Annotated in this window: 12 protein-coding genes; 2 read left to right on the forward strand and 10 right to left on the reverse strand. The window is 55.4% G+C overall.

Annotation, left to right across the window (positions count from 1 at the left end; genetic code table 11):
- The 7 genes from LD28_RS23160 to mnmL all read right to left on the reverse strand — a co-directional run.
- The coding region (locus LD28_RS23160; protein WP_050514356.1) for a retention module-containing protein at positions 1-2,077 on the reverse strand (2,077 nt) is incomplete at its 3' end.
- Positions 2,078-2,476: 399 nt separating this feature from the next.
- The gene (locus tag LD28_RS0116675; RefSeq protein ID WP_033138061.1) at positions 2,477-4,402 is read right to left on the reverse strand and encodes an EAL domain-containing protein; all 1,926 of its coding nucleotides are present in this window, start codon (positions 4,400-4,402) and stop codon (positions 2,477-2,479) included.
- A gap of 3 nt (positions 4,403-4,405) precedes the next feature.
- Positions 4,406-5,173 carry a transglutaminase-like cysteine peptidase gene (locus LD28_RS0116680; protein WP_050514357.1) on the reverse strand — a complete coding sequence of 256 codons (768 nt, stop codon included), beginning with the start codon at positions 5,171-5,173 and terminating at the stop codon, positions 4,406-4,408.
- A gap of 110 nt (positions 5,174-5,283) precedes the next feature.
- Entirely contained in the window at positions 5,284-6,615 is a 1,332-nt protein-coding gene (locus LD28_RS0116685) for a TolC family outer membrane protein (protein ID WP_033138062.1), read from the reverse strand.
- Between the two features lie 37 nt (positions 6,616-6,652).
- A complete protein-coding gene (locus LD28_RS0116690; protein ID WP_050514358.1) occupies positions 6,653-8,086 on the reverse strand; it encodes an HlyD family type I secretion periplasmic adaptor subunit in 1,434 nt (477 codons plus the stop codon).
- A complete protein-coding gene (locus LD28_RS0116695; RefSeq protein WP_033138063.1) occupies positions 8,079-10,223 on the reverse strand; it encodes a type I secretion system permease/ATPase in 2,145 nt (714 codons plus the stop codon). The genes LD28_RS0116690 and LD28_RS0116695 overlap by 8 nt, the downstream gene beginning before the upstream one ends.
- 359 nt (positions 10,224-10,582) lie before the next feature.
- On the reverse strand, positions 10,583-11,512 hold the full coding sequence (mnmL, locus tag LD28_RS0116700) for a tRNA modification radical SAM protein MnmL/YtqA (protein ID WP_033138064.1): 930 nt from the start codon (positions 11,510-11,512) through the stop codon (positions 10,583-10,585).
- Between the two features lie 611 nt (positions 11,513-12,123).
- Between mnmL and gltB the strand changes: the two genes are divergently transcribed.
- Positions 12,124-16,581 carry a glutamate synthase large subunit gene (gltB, locus tag LD28_RS0116705; protein ID WP_033138065.1) on the forward strand — a complete coding sequence of 1,486 codons (4,458 nt, stop codon included), beginning with the start codon at positions 12,124-12,126 and terminating at the stop codon, positions 16,579-16,581.
- Positions 16,582-16,593: 12 nt separating this feature from the next.
- Positions 16,594-18,009 carry an FAD-dependent oxidoreductase gene (locus LD28_RS0116710; RefSeq protein WP_021229438.1) on the forward strand — a complete coding sequence of 472 codons (1,416 nt, stop codon included), beginning with the start codon at positions 16,594-16,596 and terminating at the stop codon, positions 18,007-18,009.
- Between the two features lie 127 nt (positions 18,010-18,136).
- On the opposite strand, the gene LD28_RS0116715 is transcribed toward LD28_RS0116710, so the two are convergent.
- Genes LD28_RS0116715 through LD28_RS0116725 form a run of 3 tightly spaced genes read right to left on the reverse strand, consistent with a single transcriptional unit; the run spans position 18,137 to position 20,382 of the window.
- Positions 18,137-18,898 carry an amino acid ABC transporter ATP-binding protein gene (locus LD28_RS0116715; protein WP_033138066.1) on the reverse strand — a complete coding sequence of 254 codons (762 nt, stop codon included), beginning with the start codon at positions 18,896-18,898 and terminating at the stop codon, positions 18,137-18,139.
- Positions 18,895-19,551 carry an amino acid ABC transporter permease gene (locus LD28_RS0116720; RefSeq protein WP_156853465.1) on the reverse strand — a complete coding sequence of 219 codons (657 nt, stop codon included), beginning with the start codon at positions 19,549-19,551 and terminating at the stop codon, positions 18,895-18,897. Before LD28_RS0116720 ends, LD28_RS0116715 begins: the two co-directional genes overlap by 4 nt.
- A 57-nt stretch (positions 19,552-19,608) precedes the next feature.
- Entirely contained in the window at positions 19,609-20,382 is a 774-nt protein-coding gene (locus LD28_RS0116725) for an amino acid ABC transporter substrate-binding protein (RefSeq protein ID WP_033138068.1), read from the reverse strand.
- Positions 20,383-20,563: the final 181 nt, after the last annotated feature.

Consider the following 20,563-nt stretch of genomic DNA (forward strand, 5'->3'; position numbering starts at 1 on the left):
CACTGGCCACCCCGTCACTGCCAACACCACCCAGACTAACCAGACTTTCATCCACGGTTGCACCAAGACGCGGTGCTTCCACCGCCAGCCCGGCACGCGGGCCGTCATCATCAAAACTAAACACTGTGCGCTCGCCATCTACCAGGCTGATAGTGGCACTGTCCGTGACACGATCCCCATCGCCATCTACTCGGGTCACGCTGTATTGCAGCACCAAGCTGCCTTGACCACTCAGCAGTAATGGCAGTGATTCATCAAACAGGTTGGCATCGCCATGAGACAGCGCTTCAAACTGGGTGGTCTGCAGCTGGGGTACGCCACCCACTTCCACGATCTTTATGCTGAACACCACTATGCCATTGCCATCAACACCTTGGAGTTCAGTACCACTCACAGCCTTGAGGGTTATCCCCCCACCGTTGGTGGCCGACAGGTTGGTCGCCACCCCATCGCTACCAACACCCGCAAAGCTGAAGCTGCCGATAGTACTGCCAGCCCCATCCGCCCCATAGCTGCCATTACTGGTAAACAGCGACAACAGACCACCAGCAATCGCTGTCGTAGCCTGTGCCAGCACCCCGTCTACGTCATCGCTGACATAACCGTCATCCGCATCGTTGCCGTTGTAGCTGTCTCCCTCCCCGACAGTTTCGTCCAAACTGACAGATAACCCGCCAAAGTCCGCCTCTGCGGCCACACCCACTATTTGGGTCGGATTATCATCCAGCACCACGATATCCAGTGTGGCACTGGTGGTATCGCCATCATCATCTGTCAGAGTGACGGTTAGGCTTTCACCCAACTGAAGATCAGTGGCTGGCTGTTGATGGGCCTCGTTGTCAAGCAGGGTGTAGCTATAGGTCACACTGCCAGCCCCCGTAACAGGGTCATAGTTAATAGCAGTTATTTGCAGCGCATTACCAAGAGGGGTATCAACAGATTGCGGTAACGCCACTACAGCACCATTGCTAACAAGCTGAAGGCCTCCGACAACCAGACTCTGGACACCATCCGGTGCGTTGAATGTAAATGTGCCGCTTTGGGTCAGTTTGGCGACGTCAGGAGCAGAACCGTCCGCAAGATTGGCATCGCTGACCTGGATCTCCCCTCCTTCAATTGCCAATCCTTCAAGAGTAACGTTCTCATCTACTGGAGTGATGCTGATGACAAGAGTCGATGTGACGGTATCCTGTCCATCGGTCACCTGATATGTCACCGCAGGTACTGCACCGTCATAGTTGGTAGCAGGGGTGAAGGTATAAGTCCCGTCAGCGTTGATGATCAGAGTACCCACACCAGTAATGGTGGCTGCAACACCTGCAGGTACACCAATATTAATCCCCCAGTCATAAGAAACGATCGCGGCATTTGCGGGCCCATCTGGGTTAGTGCTGTTGTCCAACAGATTGCCGCTGACGGGAGAATCCTCCAGAGTGGCCACGGCTTCATCAACATCCGCCAGTACATTGGGCACAACTTGGTCGGCAACCTGTGCTTGATCGAGCGCAGGAGCCGTATCATAGGTTGTATCAAAACCGGCGGCTGCGATCGTGGCATCGCCAATTCGATCTATGGTGACAAAACCACCATTACCACTGGCCCCAGCCACACCACCAATCCCACCACCACCACCACCGGCAGCAGGCGCACCACCAGCAGCGGAAGCCTCAAAATTCTGAGTAGGGTCCACACCTTGCAGAATCGATTTTTGCAAGGCTGCTATATCAGAAGGCGCACCATCAGGGTTTGCCCCCCCTTGCGGTTGACCGGGTTGAGCGGAATCCGGTTCTGCCGACACATCCCGTGCCGGGGTATCATCATACGGCGACAACGCTAACTTGGCGTCATCAGCCATTGTCAACTTGGCACCGGGTTGCAGTATTTCGCCTTTTTGCAAGGGGCGACTACTGCCATCTGCCAGCACAATCTCTACCTTCCCTTCTATTGCAGAGACAACCACGGTCTTGTCGATAATTTGGGTACGCATATCCATTGCTCCAACGTGACAGATCTTGATGGATACAACATAGAAGCCATCAATGATCCCAACAGTTGCAAAAATGTATGCGGTTAACATCAATGACTCGCGACCATTGAACCAAATCGAACAGTTCTATTTTTTACTGTTTATTCATATAGTTAACAAAAACCCATATGAATCCAAATATAGCAACGTAGCCAATCACAAATTCAATTAATTCTTATTGATATAAAAAACGGCCCCAAAGAGGCCAATGCCAGTCAGTTAAGCACTTTTATGATTAAATATTCAAGATGTTGAATATCCAAAGCGGCTCCATGATTAAAGAGTCAATTTGGCTCCAACCCTTGCCCTGACTGGCATGCAATAAAAAGAGGGAGGCATCATGCCTCCCTCACTCTTTAGCCCTTATACCCCGCGGGTTGGGACTCAAATTCTCTTAACTGACTGGCATTACCCCAAAGAGGCCATTTTAAGCAAATGAATTATTCGCAATCAGGATAAAGGGAATGCGGGATGTACAAACCCTTGGTAACCATCGATATGAAGCTTGGACAACAACTCTACTTGTTGCTGATTTTCTACCCTGGTCGCAATGGTAAGCACGCCCGCGTTATGAGCCGCACGACATACTGCAGCCAAGAAAGAAGTATCGGCGCCGAGTTCCATCACCTGACTGGTATAACCATGATCCACTTTCACATAAGCAGGAGCCAACTCTTCAAGATAACCCAGTGATTGGAAGTGACGACCATAGTGATCCACACCCCATGCAAAACCATGTTGACGCAGGATCTGCACCAAGGTGGTGACATTATCCCTGTGCTTCACTATCGCCGCTTCAGGGATCTCAAACAATATGCGCTCTTGCAAGTGGCTATGACCAGCGAGGAATGCAGGTAGCCAAACCAGAAAATCATCAGAGCACAAGGAGCCAGCAGTAATATTGATAGCCAGTGTCAGCTCAGGCTCTTTCTGCAACAGGATGGTACTTGCATCAAGGATCGCCTGATCAAACTCACTGCCTAATTGGAATTGCTCAATCGCAGGCAAGAACTGACCGGCAAAATAATCGGTTCCATCACGGGAAATAGAGGCGAACAGCTCGGCATGCATGCGAGTGCCATTGTCAAAACGGCATGCAGGCTGCGCCTTGAAACGCCAAAGATGGCGGGTAATCGCATCCTGGACCAAATCACGCCATGCCAGACGACCCATCATTCCCTGACTGTCACCCCCTTCCATCACAACTGCACCGCGGCGTTCGTTGCGTGCTTTACCCAACGCATTGTCCGCCTTGGTCAGTAACGCAGAGAGATCATCATTACCATCTCTGCCTGCAATACCTATCACGGATAGCGGATTGCCCTCTGCCATCGGATTGACAACCAGATCGGCAATACGTGCGTTGAGTATTTCGGCGAGATCTCTGAGCTGATCGAGGTCATCAGTTGGACACAGCAAGGCATATTCAGTTGCCGAAATGCGGGCAATGGCCGCACCATCCCACCCTTTTAGCTGCTCCCGCAGCACCTGAGCAATAGACTTGACCATATTGTCGCGAGCAGCAAACCCTTCATCACGATAGATATCGTCCAGCATATCGACGGCAACCAGCATGACACCACCTTGCCCTGCCTCGGCAATCCATGCATTCACCTGCCCCACAAAATAGGCTCGATTGCCCAGTCCGGACACCGCATCGACATACACTCTCTCGCGCAATTTTTCCGCTTCTTCCGCCTGCTCCTTAAATTGCACTGCCAATTTGCCAGACAATATATTGATGGCCTGAACAACCTGCTTCAGTTCATGCGTCTTGGGTTCTGGAATGGTATGACCGAAATGGTGCAACTCAATCTCGACTGCTTGCTCACATATCTGCTTGAGCGGTTTCAACAGGTAATTTAAGGCCCGCATCAACAAAATCGTGGTAATTAAAAAACCGATCACAAACCAGGTTGCCAATTCACTCATCCCGGCCCACAACTCGTGATAGGCCTGCCCTGGATGACCAACCACTTTCAACTTGCCAAGCTGAAGCCAACCTGAAGTCAGAATCGACTCGTTGGATACTTCTGGGAACAAACCGAGTTCAATAAACCAGTCCGGAACACCTTGAATACGACTGCTGTTTTCCTCTTCAATCACATCTTTCGAAGCAAGCAGGTCAAGACGCACAATACGGTAATAACCACCGTCGAATATCGCCTTGATCACCGATTCGGCACCGACTTTATCCCCGTTTTCAAGATAGGGAGTCAATGCCAGTCCCAACGAGGTCGCGGTGTTGATCACCGTTGTTTCCTGCTGCTGCGCAAGGTAGGAACGTGTCGAATTGAATTGCACCCAGTAAGTAGCTGCAAATAACAATCCAAACAACAACAACATGGTGGCCAATAACTGTCTATAGAGCGTCATAGGTTAATCATCCAAATTCACCACAGGCCGAGCCAATCGCCCCGATGTCATGCGATTGCGTAAATCATTCCATAATCCCAAGCGAGATGATTGACCAGCCAGTTCCCCTTGGCCACGCGCCTTCATCAACCACAAGTGACTACCGTTAAAGCTATAAATAGGTACCAGATCCCGACGTTGACTTGCCGGACGGATAGAACCGATCAGATTGTCCAAGATCACAGGTACCGATGATGGTGTCTCGTAATAGGCAACAACCATATGAAACTGGTTATAATCGAGCGCCTTGACGTACACCATCCTCATTTTTTCATCCGGGATACCTAATTCAAGCAAAGTTGAATATTTGGCAATACTGAAATCTTCGCAGTCCCCTCCGGATGCCCCCAAAAATTCAAGTGGTGTTGCCCAGTAATCCCTTTTACGCCACAACTTTATATCGTCGATAAAGCGCATCTGATTAAAAAATTGATTCACCTTTTCAAGCTTCTGCCGTTCCGTCAGTCCAGCAGCACGATTTTGTTGCACCAGTGTGCGCCAAGTCGTCACCCGCTTGCCTGCCCGAACACCATAGGTCTGCTCTGCCCGTTTGATCAGCTGAAGATCTTCCTGGGTCAATGGCTGACTGGCACAAAGCAGAAGGGAAACAGGGAGCAAGAACAACCATAGGGAATGGCGCAGGGCACGATGCAACTGACGACCGATGCCAGTCAGAAAGTCATAAATGCCACCAAGACGGCACCAGAGAGTCACATCATTCACCTGCTGCATTATTGGTGGAACACTCCTGGACAAAACTGCCGGGCAAAACAGGATGGTTGCAATATTGATGCAACCATCCTGTCCACGCTATCGCCCCATCAGGACAACAGCCAAGCAGCTTATTGTTGCTTGGCTTGCCATTCAGCTGGCTGTTTGAAATTGAATGCACTGAGCAGGCTACCTGTCGCATTCAAAATGCGATAATCAGCAAGAAGCGCATCATATTCTGCCGTGATATAGCTACGACGAGCTTCAAACAGTTCGTTCTCGGTGTTCAATACGTCCAACAAGGTTCGCTGACCAAGGCCAAACTGCTTCTTGTATGCCTGTACGGTGTCGTAGCTGGCGTCAACATGCTCTTTCAGGAAGGTCTTTTGCTTGGCCAGTGAATCTTTCGCGTTCCAGGCCAGACGAGTCCCTTCCTCTACTTGGCGGAACGCATTCAGATGAATATCTTTCGCCTGAGAGTAGAGCGCCGACGTAGCATTACTTTGCGCCACATCAGAACCGCCACGGAACAAGTTGTAACGCATCCGCACCATCGCGGTCAGATCATCGTTGCGACCTTTGACCGCATTGATATCTTCATTCCAGTTCTGGTCTACTTCAAACGTGACATCCGGGTAGAAACCGGATTTGGCACCCTCATGCTGGTACTTGGCCGCTTCGATATCTTGTAAGGAAGAGAGCAAGGTCGGATGAACTTCAGTGGCGGTCTTCAGCGCGGTCTCGAGGTTAGTCGGGATAAGCTCGGTATTGGGAACCGGCTGCACCAGATCTTTTGGCACCTCGTTCACCACTCGAATAAATTCACTTTCCGCATCGCGGTAGTTGTTTTCGGCAGCCGCCTGATTGGAATAGGCTCGAGCAACACGACCATCGATCTGAGTCTGGTCAGCCGTTGAACCAAGACCGGAATCAGTACGCTTGCGAATATCGCTGCGGATCTGCTCGTGAGTTTCGAGGTTTTGCTTGGAAAGCTCCAGGATCTCCTGCTGACGCAGCATGTTGAGGTAAACCTCAGCAACCCTCAGCGCGGTGTTTTCTGCTTCGGAAATCATCGCCAGACGCTGGGCATTGGCCTCAGCTTCCGTTCTTGAAACGTTGCTGCTGACATTGAAACCATCAAACAGCATCTGGCGCAGACTGAGTCCAGCCTCTTTGCGCGTCATTGAGTCATCAATAGTGGTCGAATTCGGGCCAGCCGCACGCGTTGTCGGACTATCTACCTTTTCATAGCCTACGCCACCACGCAAATCGATCGTAGGATAGTAACCCCCCTTGGCGCCATCGTGTTGATAGAGGCGTGCCTGATAAAGATCAAATGCTTCCTTGATCTTGGGGTGAGTGGAAAGTGCCTGCCCCACCGACTCCTCCAGAGTCTGGGCTTGGCCCAACGCTGGAATCATAGTGATGCCACTGACCAGCATGGCAACAATCGTTTTTTTCATGTTATCTCCAGTCATGTTTTGTTTTTAGATTGTTGGCTTATCGTTCTCTCAGTGCCGACTGCTTTGCCCGTAATATCGGCTTAAGCAAATAGTCTAGGACACTTTTTTTACCAGTAATAATATCAGCACTGGCTAACATACCGGGGATGATGGGAAGTGCGTTAAGCTCATCGCCCAAGTAACTTTTTTCTGTACGAACCCGAACCAGATAGAAGGAGTTCCCCTCTTCATCTTGGATCGAGTCCGCACTTATCTGTTCAACCTTGCCATGCAATCCTCCATAGATTGTGAAGTCATAGGCGGTGATTTTGACCACAGCGTCCAGTCCTGGCCGCAGAAACGCAATATCTTTGGGGGATACTTTAGCCTCAACCAGCAGGGTATCTTCCAGTGGGACGATCTCCATCAAATCCATACCAGGCTGAACAACCCCACCCAAGGTATTGATTTTTAGTTTTTTAATCGTGCCTTTTAACGGCGCAATCACACTGGTTCTGTCCACGCGATCCTGCAGTCCGACCTGACCTTCGGAGAGTTGCCCTAATCGTCCCTGTTTCTCGTTAAGTTCTGTTTGCGAGTCAGCCCTGAATTTGAGCGCGATGTCATTGCGCTTCGAGATGGTTTCGCGCAATACCGAATTGAGTTTCGGGATGAGCAAGTGGTTGCTCTCCAGCTCCCCCTGCATCTCGTTGACCTGCCGCTCCAGCTTGATCAACTCCACTTGCGGTACGATCCCCTCTTTCGCCAGCGGACGACTGATATTTAGCTCCTGTTTGGCCAGCTCAACACTGCGGCTAACGGTGCGAATTTTGGCATTGAGCTCGATAAGCTCCTGCTCATTTTGCTCAATCTGCTGACCGAGAATATAAAGCTGGTTTTTCAAATTATTGAGGCGGTCCTTTTGCACCGAACGCTCACGGTGCGCGTATTCGGCAAAGACCTTCTCATAACCATCCGGAAACTGGATTGGCGCCTCACCCACCACGACCTGCTCACGCCAGCCCAATCCGGGTTCGTTTGTTACCTTGACACTGGCCATTTCAGCGCGTAACCGGGCAATATCCCCTTTAAGGGTCACCAACTCTTGCTCACGTTCGCGAAAATCAGAACGAAAGCGTGTGTCATCAATGCGCAGCAGTGGCTGGCCTTTCTCGACGACATCGCCCTCTTTCACGAAAATCTCTTTGACGATCCCCCCTTCCAGGTTCTGGATCACCTGCAACTGGCGGGAGGGGATGACTTTACCCTGACCGACCGTCACTTCATCAAGCTCCGCCCAAGCTGCCCAGACGATGGCACTCATGAAAAAGAGAAAACAGCACCACAGCAAGACTCTGGCCCCGGTGGGGGTCGTAAGCAACACGGCGGCTGCACCATCATCCACAAATGCCAAGTGTTCGGAGGCTGGCAATACCTCATCAGAAGGCGCTTTTTTGAAGCGCTTGAACCAGCGCTGCAATCCCTTAACCATGGGACACCTCCTGCACACGCACCTTGCCTTCCTTCAATTGCTGCAACACCACCTCTTTGGGACCATCAGCCACAATCTGTCCCTGTTCGATAACGATCACTCGCGAGGCGACATCCAGCATCGAGGTCTTGTGGGTAATGAGGATAAGGGTTGTCTCCGGGCCAAGTCTGGCCAGCTCCTGCTTGACCTGCATCTCGGACTGGTTGTCCATGTTGGAAGTCGGCTCGTCCATCACCAGAATGGGAGGATCATTGAGCAGCGCGCGCGCAAGCAGGATCGCCTGACGCTGGCCGCCGGAGAGCTGGCGCCCTCCCTCGCCAATCTGCCGATCCAGCCCGTTGGGATCCCGGTTGGTAAAGTTGGTGACGCCCGCTCGTTTGGCTGCGCGCAAGACCCTCACATCATCCACCAACGGATTACCCAGCATGATGTTATCCCGTACCGAGCCGAAGAAGAGGATGACATCTTGCGGGACACAACCGATATTGCGGCGGATCACCGCTGGCGGTAGCTGATCGAGTTCAAAACCATCGATACGTACCGAACCGTCGGTTGGCCGGTATAACCCCATCAACAACTTTTCGAGGGTTGTCTTGCCAGCACCAATCCGGCCAATAATGGCTACCTTCTCACCCGGCTGAATACGCAAATTGATATTGTGCAGGGTGCTGGTTTCCATGCCTGGATATTTAAACGAGACATTCTCAAACTCGATCCGTCCGGCAATAACAGGGTGGTGGATGTATTGCTTGCCCTCCTCCTGCTCACCGGGGGTTTGCATTATTTTTTCAAGAATATCCAGCGCTGATTTTGCCTGGTTATAGCGAGTCGACAGCACTGAGAGCTGGACCATTGGCGCGATGGCACGACTCGCCAGCATAACAGCAGCAATCATGCCCCCCATGGTGACATTACCTTCCGATATTTGATAAACACCAACAATCACCAGACCGACAGTCACCACCTGCTGGATATAACTGGCCAGCGAGGACATGGAGTTGGTGATGCGCCGGGTTTGCACACCCCAGGTGGAAATATGAGAGACAGCCTGCTCCCAGCGGTGCTGGAACATACTCTCGGCCCCGAAGATCTTGACGGTTTCAAGTCCGGAAATACTTTCAATCAGGTTGGCATTCTTCTGGGAGGCAAGACGGGATCCCTCCTCAATAGACTGCTTGAGCGGCTCCTGAATATAGAAGCTGTATGCCACCAGGATCAGCATGGCCACGATGGGGACCACCACCATGGCACCAGCGAATATCCAGATGATAAACAGGAAAAAGACCGCAAACGGCAGGTCAATAAGGGTCGAGACGGTGGCAGAGGTAAAAAACTCCCGTACCGACTCAAATTCTTGCAAATGCTTGGCAAATGCACCGGTGGAGGCAGGTCGAGACTCCATCCGCATGCCCATAACCTTGGCGAAGATCTTGGCTGATAGCAGTACATCAGATTTTTTGCCCGCGATATCGATGAAATAGCTGCGCAGCTGGCGCATCACAAAATCGAAGGTGAAGACCACCATAGCCCCAACCGCCAGCACCCAGAGCGAGTCAAACGCCAGATTGGGCACAATCTTGTCGTAGACGTTCATGGTGAAGAGGGGGCTGGCGATGGCAAACAGGTTGATCAAAATGGAGGCGATCAACACATCGCGATAGATGCCGCGAGACTCGAACAGCGTGCTCCAGAACCAGTGGCCATCACGGGTTTCCAGCACCTTGGGAGAACGGTCATCAAACTTGAACTGCTTCTTCACATAGAAGAGACGACCCAGATACTCATCACCCAACTGAGCAATCGTAACCCACTGGGCTGCATCACCGGCCTGAGGAAAAATCACTTTCCCCTGGCTCCGGTCTTCACTCCACTCCAGCAAAATGCAGGCACCACTGTTGCGCATTTGCAACACACAGGGCAGCAACAGGGGGGAGATTTCCTCAAGGGGCTGGATCACTTCGCGAGCAGATAACCCTCCTCGCTCGGCGGCACGACAAAACAGCGCACTGGTGAGGCGACCGGACACCAGCGGCAACCCGGTGGTCAGGGCATCCTGACTGTTGGGCACGCCATAGAAACGGGTCAAAAAGACCAAACACTCCAATAAATCATCGATACGACTTGTTTCTGCTTGCATAGCATCCTGTCACTGCATAAATGAGGTCGATACGAATCTATCTTGCCGCATATTCCGAAATTGCGACCCAACAAAGAATAACGTTACCACTGACAAGCCTGAACAGTGGGTAAGCAAATCTTAATTAATCGCCTTTTTTCCGAAAAAGAGCGGCATCCACATCCCATCGACGCTCATTATCGACAGACAAGGGGGCCATGACAGGCCATCTCGCAGGGGATGAAATCGCTCTTAATTTATAGATATATCCATAATTGCGCATCACTATAGCAATCCGCATGCCCCAAAACTATAGCCAAGGTTATGAAGTTTTTTATATAACCCTATGTTTTAGGTGAAAATAATAACGACAAGCTCAATTACAGGTCAGATAATATGAACGGCTGACCCAAGGCATGCCCTTGTGGTCCACTGCTGGCCAGCGCTTTTGCAATATCCGCCATCGCAGTCCAGCGATTTTCACACCAGACCGGCGCCAACAGGGTCGGACGGCGCGCGGATGCCGAAATCCGGTGATAGACCACCTCGGGCGGCGTGTGCTGGATCATGGCGACGGCCGCTTCCACATACTGCTCCAGCGTCAATACCTCAAGCCGCCCCGCTTGCCACGCCTTGCCGAGGGTACTGCCCTCAACAACATGAAGAGGATGCAGTTTAATACCCTCGACGCCGGTCTCGACGATGCGATGCAGGGTATCGAGGCTGTCCATCGGTACCTCGCCCGGCAGGCCAACGATCAGATGGGCGCATACCTTGATGCCACGCTGATGAGCACGCGTCACCGCATCCACATAGGCGGCATAGCCGTGGCCGCGGTTGATCCGTTGCAGGGTCTTGTCGTTGGCGCTTTGCAGCCCGAGCTCCAGCCACACCTCGTAACCCCGGGCCTGATAGCCCGCCAGCAGATCCAGCACCGCATCCGGCACGCAATCGGGACGAGTGCCCACACAGAGCCCCACCATATCGCTCACCGACAGCGCCTCTTCATACATGCGCTGCAGATACTCGACCTCGGCATAGGTGCTGGTATAGGCCTGAAAGTAGGCAAGATAACGCTTGGCTCGGGTTACTTCGTCCCGGCGAGCCAGCAGTTGTTGCACCACGGAGAGCTGCTGGGCCGACTCGTCGGCAAAAGAGGAGACATTGCAGAAGGTGCAGCCACCGCGGCCCAGGGTGCCGTCCCGGTTCGGACAGGTGAAGGCGCCGTGAATAGAGAGTTTGTGGATCTTCTGGCCGTGACGCTGCTTGAGATCCTGGCCGAATGTATTGACGAGTTCGTGTAACTGCATGACACCTCCGCTAAAGGAGCGCCATTGTACGAGCTTGCGCAAAACAGGGGCTGAGCTGGATCAAGCTTGCGGAGGGGGTAAAACATATAAATATCCGGTCAATTTTGAATAAATATAAAGAAAAAGCGCAAAAAATAGAGTTTGGCAACTCTTTGACTATTTCAACAATAAATATCCATATGAAAATGAGACCTGATAACTCACTGTTGAACAATGAAAAATTCAAAGAGACCCGACAGAACACAATTGCAAGCATGGAATATTGAAAATGTGATCCCTTCCGCTGTCGGCAAAGTCGGGTTGGTAAAATTACTACATTCGCCCCCTGTCACTAAGCTCACCATTGAACCTTTCAATGACGATATATTTAACCATTAAAATTTGTTTATGCAGAATAATCACACCATCAACACCGATTAATCCCTCTAACCCGACATTTTGTTATGCAAATGTAACCATGAAGACAAACCTGACCTGCGATTGACCTCGCCAGAAAATCCCATTAGTTTGGAGATTCGCCACGTCAGGCAGACGGAACCACAAGAGCCAATCGCAATTTATGCAGTCAGGTGATGACTGTGCGATGCAAGGCCGAGCAAGGGAGAAATGCAATGTCACTATATGATCCAAAGCTGGAGAGGGATAACTGTGGCTTCGGCCTGTTGGCCCACATGGAAGGGGAAGCCAGCCACAAGCTTGTTCGTCTCGCGATGTCAGCATTGGCTCGCATGCAGCACCGCGGCGGGATCTCCGCCGATGGCAAGACCGGCGATGGCTGCGGTCTGCTGCTGCAAAAACCCGACAGCTTCTATCGCGCGGTCGCCGAAGAGAAGGGATGGCACCTTGGCCGCAAGTACGCGGTCGGCATGCTGTTTCTCAACCCCGACCCCGTATTGGCCCAGCAGACTCGCGACATCATCGACGAAGAGCTGGAAAAGGAGACCCTGAGTCTGGTCGGCTGGCGCAAAGTGCCGGTCGATACCAATGTGCTCGGTCCCATCGCCAAAGCCTCCCTGCCCAGTATTGAACAGGTCTTTGTCAACGCGCCTCCGGGCTGGGTTGAACAGGATCTGGAGCGTCGCCTCTATATCGTGCGCCGCCGTATCGAGAAGCGCATCAACGACGACTACTTCTATATCGTCAGCCTCTCCAACCTGGTCACCGTCTATAAAGGACTGTGCATGCCGGTGGACTTGCCGCGCTTCTATCTGGATCTCGCCGACATCCGCATGCAGGCGGCCATCTGCGTGTTCCACCAGCGCTTCTCCACCAACACCAGCCCGCGCTGGCCGCTGGCCCAGCCGTTCCGCTATCTGGCCCACAATGGCGAAATCAACACCATCGCCGGCAACCGCCAGTGGGCCAAGGCGCGAAGCTACAAGTTTGCGACCCCGCTCATTCCCGATCTGCAGGAAGCGGCCCCCTTCGTCAACACAACTGGCTCTGACTCCTCCAGCCTCGACAACATGCTGGATCTCTTCCTCGCCGGTGGTATGGACCTGTTCCGCGCCATGCGTCTGTTGATCCCGCCTGCATGGCAAAAACACCCGAACATGGATGACGACCTGCGCGCCTTCTATGACTTCAACTCCATGCACATGGAGCCGTGGGACGGTCCCGCCGGTATCGTCATGACCGACGGCCGCTACGCCACCTGCGCGCTTGACCGAAACGGCCTGCGTCCGGCCCGTTACGTCATCACCAAGGACAAGTTCATCACGCTCGCGTCTGAGGTCGGCACCTGGGACTACACCCCGGACGAAGTGCTGGAGAAGGGCCGGGTCGGCCCGGGCGAGCTGTTCGTGGTCGATACCAGCAACGGCAAGGTGTGGACCAGCTTCGAGATCGATGACGATCTCAAGAACCGCCACACCTACAAGCAGTGGATGGACAAGCACTGCACCCGACTGGTGCCGTTCGAGCAGATGGACGACAGCCAGACCGGCCGCCGCGAATTTGCCGACGACCAGTTGAAAACCTATCAGAAGCTGTTTGGCTACTCCTTCGAGGAGCTGGACCAGATCATCCGGGTTCTCGGTGAGAACGGTCAGGAAGCGGTGGGCTCCATGGGGGATGATACCCCGATGGCGGTGCTCTCCTCAGGCCCGCGCACCCTCTATGACTACTTCCGCCAGATGTTTGCCCAGGTGACCAACCCGCCCATCGATCCGCTGCGGGAGAACCACGTGATGTCGCTGGCCACCTGTATCGGTCGCGAGCAGAACGTCTTCAACGAGACCTTCGGCCACGCCCACCGGGTGCTGTTCCAGTCGCCGATCCTGCTCTACTCCGACTTCCACCAGCTGCTGGCACTGGAAGGGGAGTATTACCGTCATCAGGTGATCAGCCTCAACTTCAAGCCCGAAGAGGGACTGGAAGCGGCCATCGTGCGCATCTGCGACGAGGCCAAAACCGCCGCCAAGAGCGGCACCGTGCTGCTGGTGCTGTCGGATCGCGATATCAGCGCCGACACCCTGCCAATTCCGGCCGCCATGGCGGTGGGCGCGGTGCAGCGCACCCTGGTGGACAACAACCTGCGCTGTGACGCCAACATTCTGGTGGAGACCGCAAGCTGCCGTGACCCGCACCACTTCTCGGTGCTGCTGGGCTTTGGCGCGACCGCCATCTACCCCTATCTGGCCTACGAAACCCTGGCCAAACAGGTTGAAGAGGGCGTGCTCACCATGTCCCTGCGCCAGGCCATGGTCAACTACCGCAACGGCATCAACAAGGGGCTCTACAAGGTGATGTCCAAGATGGGCATCAGTACCGTGGCCAGCTACCGCTGCTCCCAGCTGTTCGAAGCGGTGGGCCTGGCCAAGTCGGTGGTCGATACCTGTTTCCGCGGCGTATCGAGCCGTATTCAGGGCGCCGATTTTGCCGACATCCAGCAGGATCAGCACAATCTGGCCCGCCAGGCCTGGCTGGTGCGCAAGCCCCTCGCCCACGGCGGCCTGCTCAAGTTCGTTCACGGCGGCGAGTACCACACCTACAACCCGGATGTGGTGCAGACCCTGCAAACCGCGGTGCGCTCCGGCAACTATGCCGATTACAAGGAGTACGCGCGTCTGGTGAACGAGCGCCCGGTCGCCACCCTGCGCGATCTGCTGGCCCTGAAGAAGGTCGACAATCCGGTCGCGCTGGATCAAGTAGAACCAGCAGACAAGCTGTTCCCCCGTTTCGACTCCGCCGCCATGTCCATCGGCGCCCTCGGCCCTGAGGCCCACGAGGCGCTGGCTGTCGCCATGAACCGCCTCGGCGGTCAGAGCAACTCCGGCGAAGGTGGCGAAGATCCCAAGCGTTTCGGTACCGAGAAGAACTCCCGCATCAAGCAGGTAGCTTCCGGCCGCTTTGGCGTCACCCCCCACTACCTGATGAACGCCGATGTGGTGCAGATAAAGGTGGCGCAGGGTGCCAAGCCCGGCGAGGGTGGCCAGCTGCCCGGTGACAAGGTGACTGCCCAGATCGCCCAGCTGCGTTATTCCGTGCCCGGCGTGACACTGATTTCACCGCCGCCGCACCACGATATCTACTCCATCGAGGATCTGGCCCAGCTCATCTTCGACATCAAGCAGATCAACCCGAGCTGTCTGGTGTCGGTGAAACTGGTCTCCGAGCCCGGCGTGGGCACCATCGCCTGCGGCGTGGCCAAGGCCTATGCCGACTTCATCACCATCTCCGGTTATGACGGCGGCACTGGCGCGAGTCCCCTCACCTCGGTCAAATATGCCGGCTCCCCGTGGGAGCTGGGGCTGGCTGAAACCCAGCAGGCGCTGGTCGCCAACGGTCTGCGCCACAAGGTGCGGCTGCAGGTGGATGGCGGTCTCAAAACCGGTCTCGACATCATCAAGGCGGCTATCCTCGGCGCCGAAAGCTTCGGTTTTGGCACCGGCCCCATGGTGGCGCTCGGTTGCAAATACCTGCGGATCTGCCACCTGAACAACTGCGCCACCGGCGTAGCCACTCAGGATGAGAAGCTGCGTCGCGAGCACTTCACCGGCCTGCCGGAGATGGTGATGAACTACTTCAAGTTCATCGCCGAAGAGACCCGCGAGCTGATGGCCCAGCTCGGCGTCACCCAGTTGACCGACCTGATTGGCCGTACCGATCTGCTGGAGGCCCTGCCCGGCCTCACCGCCCGTCAGGCCAAGCTGGATCTCTGTGGCATTCTGGCCCGTCCGGTGGCACCGGCAGGCTCCAGCCTGTTCAGCCAGCAGCACAACCCCACCTTCGACAAGGGGCCGCTCAACCTGAAAATGGTGGAAGATCTGCTGGAAGCGGTGGAAACCTCAAGCGGCGGCGAGTTCCGCTACGACATTCGCAACACCGACCGCTCGGTGGGTGCACGCCTCTCCGGCGAAATCGTCAAACGTCACGGCAACCAGGGGATGGCGGCAGATCCGGTCAAGGTGCACTTCAACGGCACCGCAGGCCAGAGCTTCGGCGTCTGGAACGCAGGTGGCCTTGAGATGATCCTCACCGGTGACGCCAACGACTATGTGGGCAAGGGGATGACCGGCGGCAAGCTGGTGATCAAGCCCCATGTCGGCGTGGCGTTCAAGTCCCATGAAGCGGCCATCATCGGCAACACCTGCCTCTACGGTGCCACCGGCGGCAAACTCTACGCCGCAGGCACTGCTGGCGAGCGTTTCGCGGTGCGCAACTCCGGCGCCCTGGCGGTAGTCGAGGGGATTGGCGACAACGGCTGTGAATATATGACCGGCGGCATCGTCACCGTGCTCGGTCAGACCGGCGTCAACTTCGCGGCGGGCATGACCGGCGGCTTTGCCTACGTGCTCGACGAGTGCGGCAACTTCGCCAAGCGCACCAACCCCGAGCTGGTAGAACTGCTGGACGTGGCGGATCTCGCCATCCATCAGGAGCACCTGCGCGGTATCATCACGGCGCACCTCAATGAGACCGGCAGCTCGCGCGCCGAGGAGATCCTGGCCAACTTCGACTCCTATGTGCCCAAGTTCAGGCTGATCAAACCCAAGTCCAGCGACGTGAAATCGCTGCTGGGTCACACCAGCCGTTCCAGTGCAGAACTCAGAATCCAGGCGCAATAAGGAGGGAACCCTATGAGCCAGAACGTATTTCAGTTTATCGATGTCCAGCGGGTCGACCCGCCCAAGAAGCCGCTCAAGATCCGCAAAATCCAGTTTGTGGAGATCTACGAGTCCTTCAATCAGCCGCAGGTACAGATGCAGGCGGATCGCTGCCTCGAGTGCGGCAACCCCTATTGCGAGTGGAAGTGTCCGGTCCACAACTACATCCCCAACTGGCTGAAGCTGGCCAAAGAGGGGCGCATTCTGGAGGCGGTGGAGCTCTCCCACCAGACCAACAGCCTGCCGGAAGTGTGCGGTCGGGTTTGCCCGCAGGATCGTCTGTGCGAGGGATCCTGCACCCTCAACGATCGCTTCGGCGCAGTGACCATCGGCAATATCGAAAAGTACATCACCGACAAGGCGTTCGAGATGGGCTGGAAGCCCGATCTCTCGAACGTGGTCAAGACCGGCAAGCGGGTCGCCGTCATTGGCGCCGGCCCTGCGGGTCTCGCCTGTGCCGACGTGCTGGCACGCAATGGCGTCACCCCGGTGGTGTTTGACAAGTATCCGGAGATCGGCGGCCTGCTCACCTTCGGTATCCCCTCCTTCAAGCTGGAAAAAGAGGTGATGCAGCGTCGCCGCGAGATCTTCCAGGGGATGGGCGTGGAGTTTCGTCTCGAGACCGAAGTGGGCAAGGACATCACCTTCGCCGACCTGCTCGGCGAGTTCGATGCGGTCTTCCTCGGGGTCGGCACCTACAAGTACATGAAGGGCGGCTTTGCCAACGAAGAGGCGCCGGGAGTCTATGACGCCCTGCCCTACCTCATCGCCAACGCCAACCGGTTGCTGGGGTTCGAGAAGGCGCAAGCCGACTACATCGACTTCGCCGGCAAGCAGGTGGTGGTGCTGGGCGGCGGCGATACCGCCATGGATTGCGTGCGTACCGCTATCCGTCAGGGGGCCGCCAAGGTGATCTGTGCCTATCGCCGCGACGAGGAGAACATGCCGGGCTCCAAGCGGGAGGTGAAAAACGCCCGCGAGGAGGGGGTTGAGTTCATGTTCAACCTGCAACCGGTGGCGGTCGAGCTGGATGCCAACGGCCGCACCGTCGGCATCAAGGTGGTGAGCACCGAGTTGGGCGAACCCGACGCCAATGGCCGCCGCAATCCGGTGGTTATCGAGGGCTCCGAGCAGGTGCTGGCCGCCGATGCAGTTGTGATGGCGTTTGGCTTCCAGCCCAACCCCCAACCCTGGATGGCGGAGTTCGGCATCGAGCTCGACAACCGGGATCGCATCAAGGCCCGCGAGCAGGCGGAATATGCCTTCCAGACCAGCAATCCCAAGGTGTTTGCCGGTGGCGACGCAGTGCGCGGCTCCGATCTGGTGGTCACCGCCATCTACGAAGGGCGCAAGGCGGCCGAAGGGATCATGGACTATCTGGCGGTCTAACCTGCACTTCCTCAGTCAACCCAAAACAGAGCCCCGCCAGTGCGGGGCTCTTCTTTTGAGGCTCGGAATTTAAGGCTAGGAGTTCTCGCTGGCGACTTGTCACCTATCACTCCCGTCCGGGGAGCGGCTAGATGCTCCAGCTCTCTGGCAACCGCTCGGTGAGGGTGGAGATGTACTCGAAGGTACGCGCCCGCTTGGGAGTGGTGAACATCTGGCGTGCACTGCCGGCCTCCACCACCTCACCCGCCTCCAGAAAGATCACCTGCTGCGCTATCTGGGCGGCCAGCCGCAAATCGTGGGTGGCAATCAGCATGGTGGTTCCCTCCCGGGCCAGCTGGCGCAGCACGGTCACCACCTCCTGAGCGAGCTCGGGATCCAGCGCCGAGGTGGGTTCGTCACAGAGCAGCACCTTGGGCGATGGCGCCAGCGCCCGGGCAATGGCAACCCGCTGCTGCTGCCCACCGGAGAGGGTGGCAGGCACCGCCTCGGCCTTGTGCCTGAGCCCCACCTTGTCGAGCAGTTGCAAGCCGCGCGCCTGCGCTTTCGCCCTTGGCCACTTCAACACGGTCACCAGCCCCTCAATGACGTTTTCCAGCACCGTCATGTGCGGGAACAGCTGGAAATTCTGGAACACCATGCCGGTCTGCTGGCGCAATGCCAACACGCTCTGGCGGGGCAGATGGTGAGAAAAATCAAGTTCACTCCCCCCCAGCACCAAGTGCCCCGCATCCGGCCGCTCCAGCACATTGACGCAGCGCAACAGGGTGCTCTTGCCACTACCGGAGGGGCCAATCAGGGCGGTCACACTGCCCGCCACCATGGCAAGATCGATCCCCTTGAGCACCCGCTGCCCGCCAAACTGCTTCTCGATACCACGCAACCGGATCATAGGGCGACCTCCCGGGTCTCTTTGTGGGTCAACTTGCGCTCCAGCCGGTCTTGCAAGGTGGAGAGCACCGAGCTGAACATCAGATAGATAAGGGCCGTCTCGCTGTAGAGAATGAGCGGCTCATAGGTGACAGAGGCGAGCCGCTGGGCTGCCTGAAACAGCTCGGGCACGGTCACTGCCGCCGCCAGCGAGGTGTCCTTGACCAGTGAAATAAAGGTGTTGGAGAGCGGTGGCACCGCGATACGCGCCGCCTGCGGCAGGATCACCCGCCACATCACCTGGGGCCAGTTCATGCCAATCGAATAGGCCGCCTCCCACTGCCCTTTCGGGATCGCCGCCAGGGTGGCGCGGATGATCTCCGAGCTGTAGGCGCCGATGTTGAGGGTGAAACCGATCACCGCGGCAGTGAAGGCATCCAGCACAATGCCGGCACTCGGCAAGCCATAAAAAATCAGAAAGAGCTGCACCAACAGCGGCGTGCCGCGAATAAGCCAGACATAAAAACGAACCAGTGCCACCAATGGTGTCGGGCCATATAATCTGGCCAGCGCCACCAGCAAGCCGAGCAATATTCCCAAGACAAACGTGATCAGCGTCAGTGGCACGGTAAAAATAAGCCCCGCGCTAAGCAGGGGCCAAAAAGAGTCGATCATTAACTGCAACCAGGCTGGCACGTTAATTACCTCGCGAGTTATTATTTTTCGGCAATATTATTGCGAGACATCCGTACCAAAATATTTAAGGGATATTTTCTGATAGTTGCCATCCTGTTTGGCAGTGCGCAGCGCCTGATTGATGGCAGCCAGCAATTCCGGTTGCCCCTTGGCAAGCAACACCGCTGATTGATCCCCCTTCGCCTCGGTCGCCGCCACCCTCAATTTGGCATCCGGTTTCTGTTTCTTGAAGTCGAGGAACGAGAGGCTGTCGTTGATGGTGGCATCCACTCGTCCGGTCAGCACCAGCGCCAGCGACTGGTTGAAGCCCTCGGTGGCCACCACCTCGGCCCCCGACTTTTTGGCCAGCTGAGCAAAGTTGCTGGTCAGGGACTGGGATGATTTCTTGCCCTTCAGATCGGCAAAGCTGTTGATACTGTGGTTGTCGCTGTGCACCACGACCACCGCTTTGGAGGTGATATAGGGGTCTGAAAAATCATACTTTTTCAGCCGCTCCGGGGTGATGGCCACCTCGTTGAGCACCAGATCGTAGCGCTTGGCATCCACCCCGGCGATGAGGCCATCCCACTTGCCCTCGACAAACTCCGGCTTCACCCCAAGGCCTTTTGCAATCAGCTCGCCAATCTCCACATCAAAGCCGACCAGCTTGCCGCTCTTGTCGTGATAGGTGAAAGGAGGATAAGCCCCTTCGGTGCCGATTTTGATCACACCGGCGCTCTGGATGGCAGTGAGGCTGGACTGGGCTTGCGCTGATGTCATCAAAGCCAGTGGCAGGGCAGCCAGCAAAAACAGGGAGTGCAGTTTTTTCATTATTCACCTCGTTATATTTATAAACATCCAGCACGCTTGCCAACGATAATCCGGATTGCCATGCAATTATTATTTTGAATCCTGCTGCTGCCAGCACTATTTAATCGGGTCACGCCACATATACGATGACTACCAATAAATAATTGCACTTGGCGGCACCAGCAAAACATAACGTGGTGGT

This window comes from Aeromonas finlandensis (assembly GCF_000764645.1).
GTDB classification, from domain to species: Bacteria; Pseudomonadota; Gammaproteobacteria; order Enterobacterales; family Aeromonadaceae; genus Aeromonas; species Aeromonas finlandensis.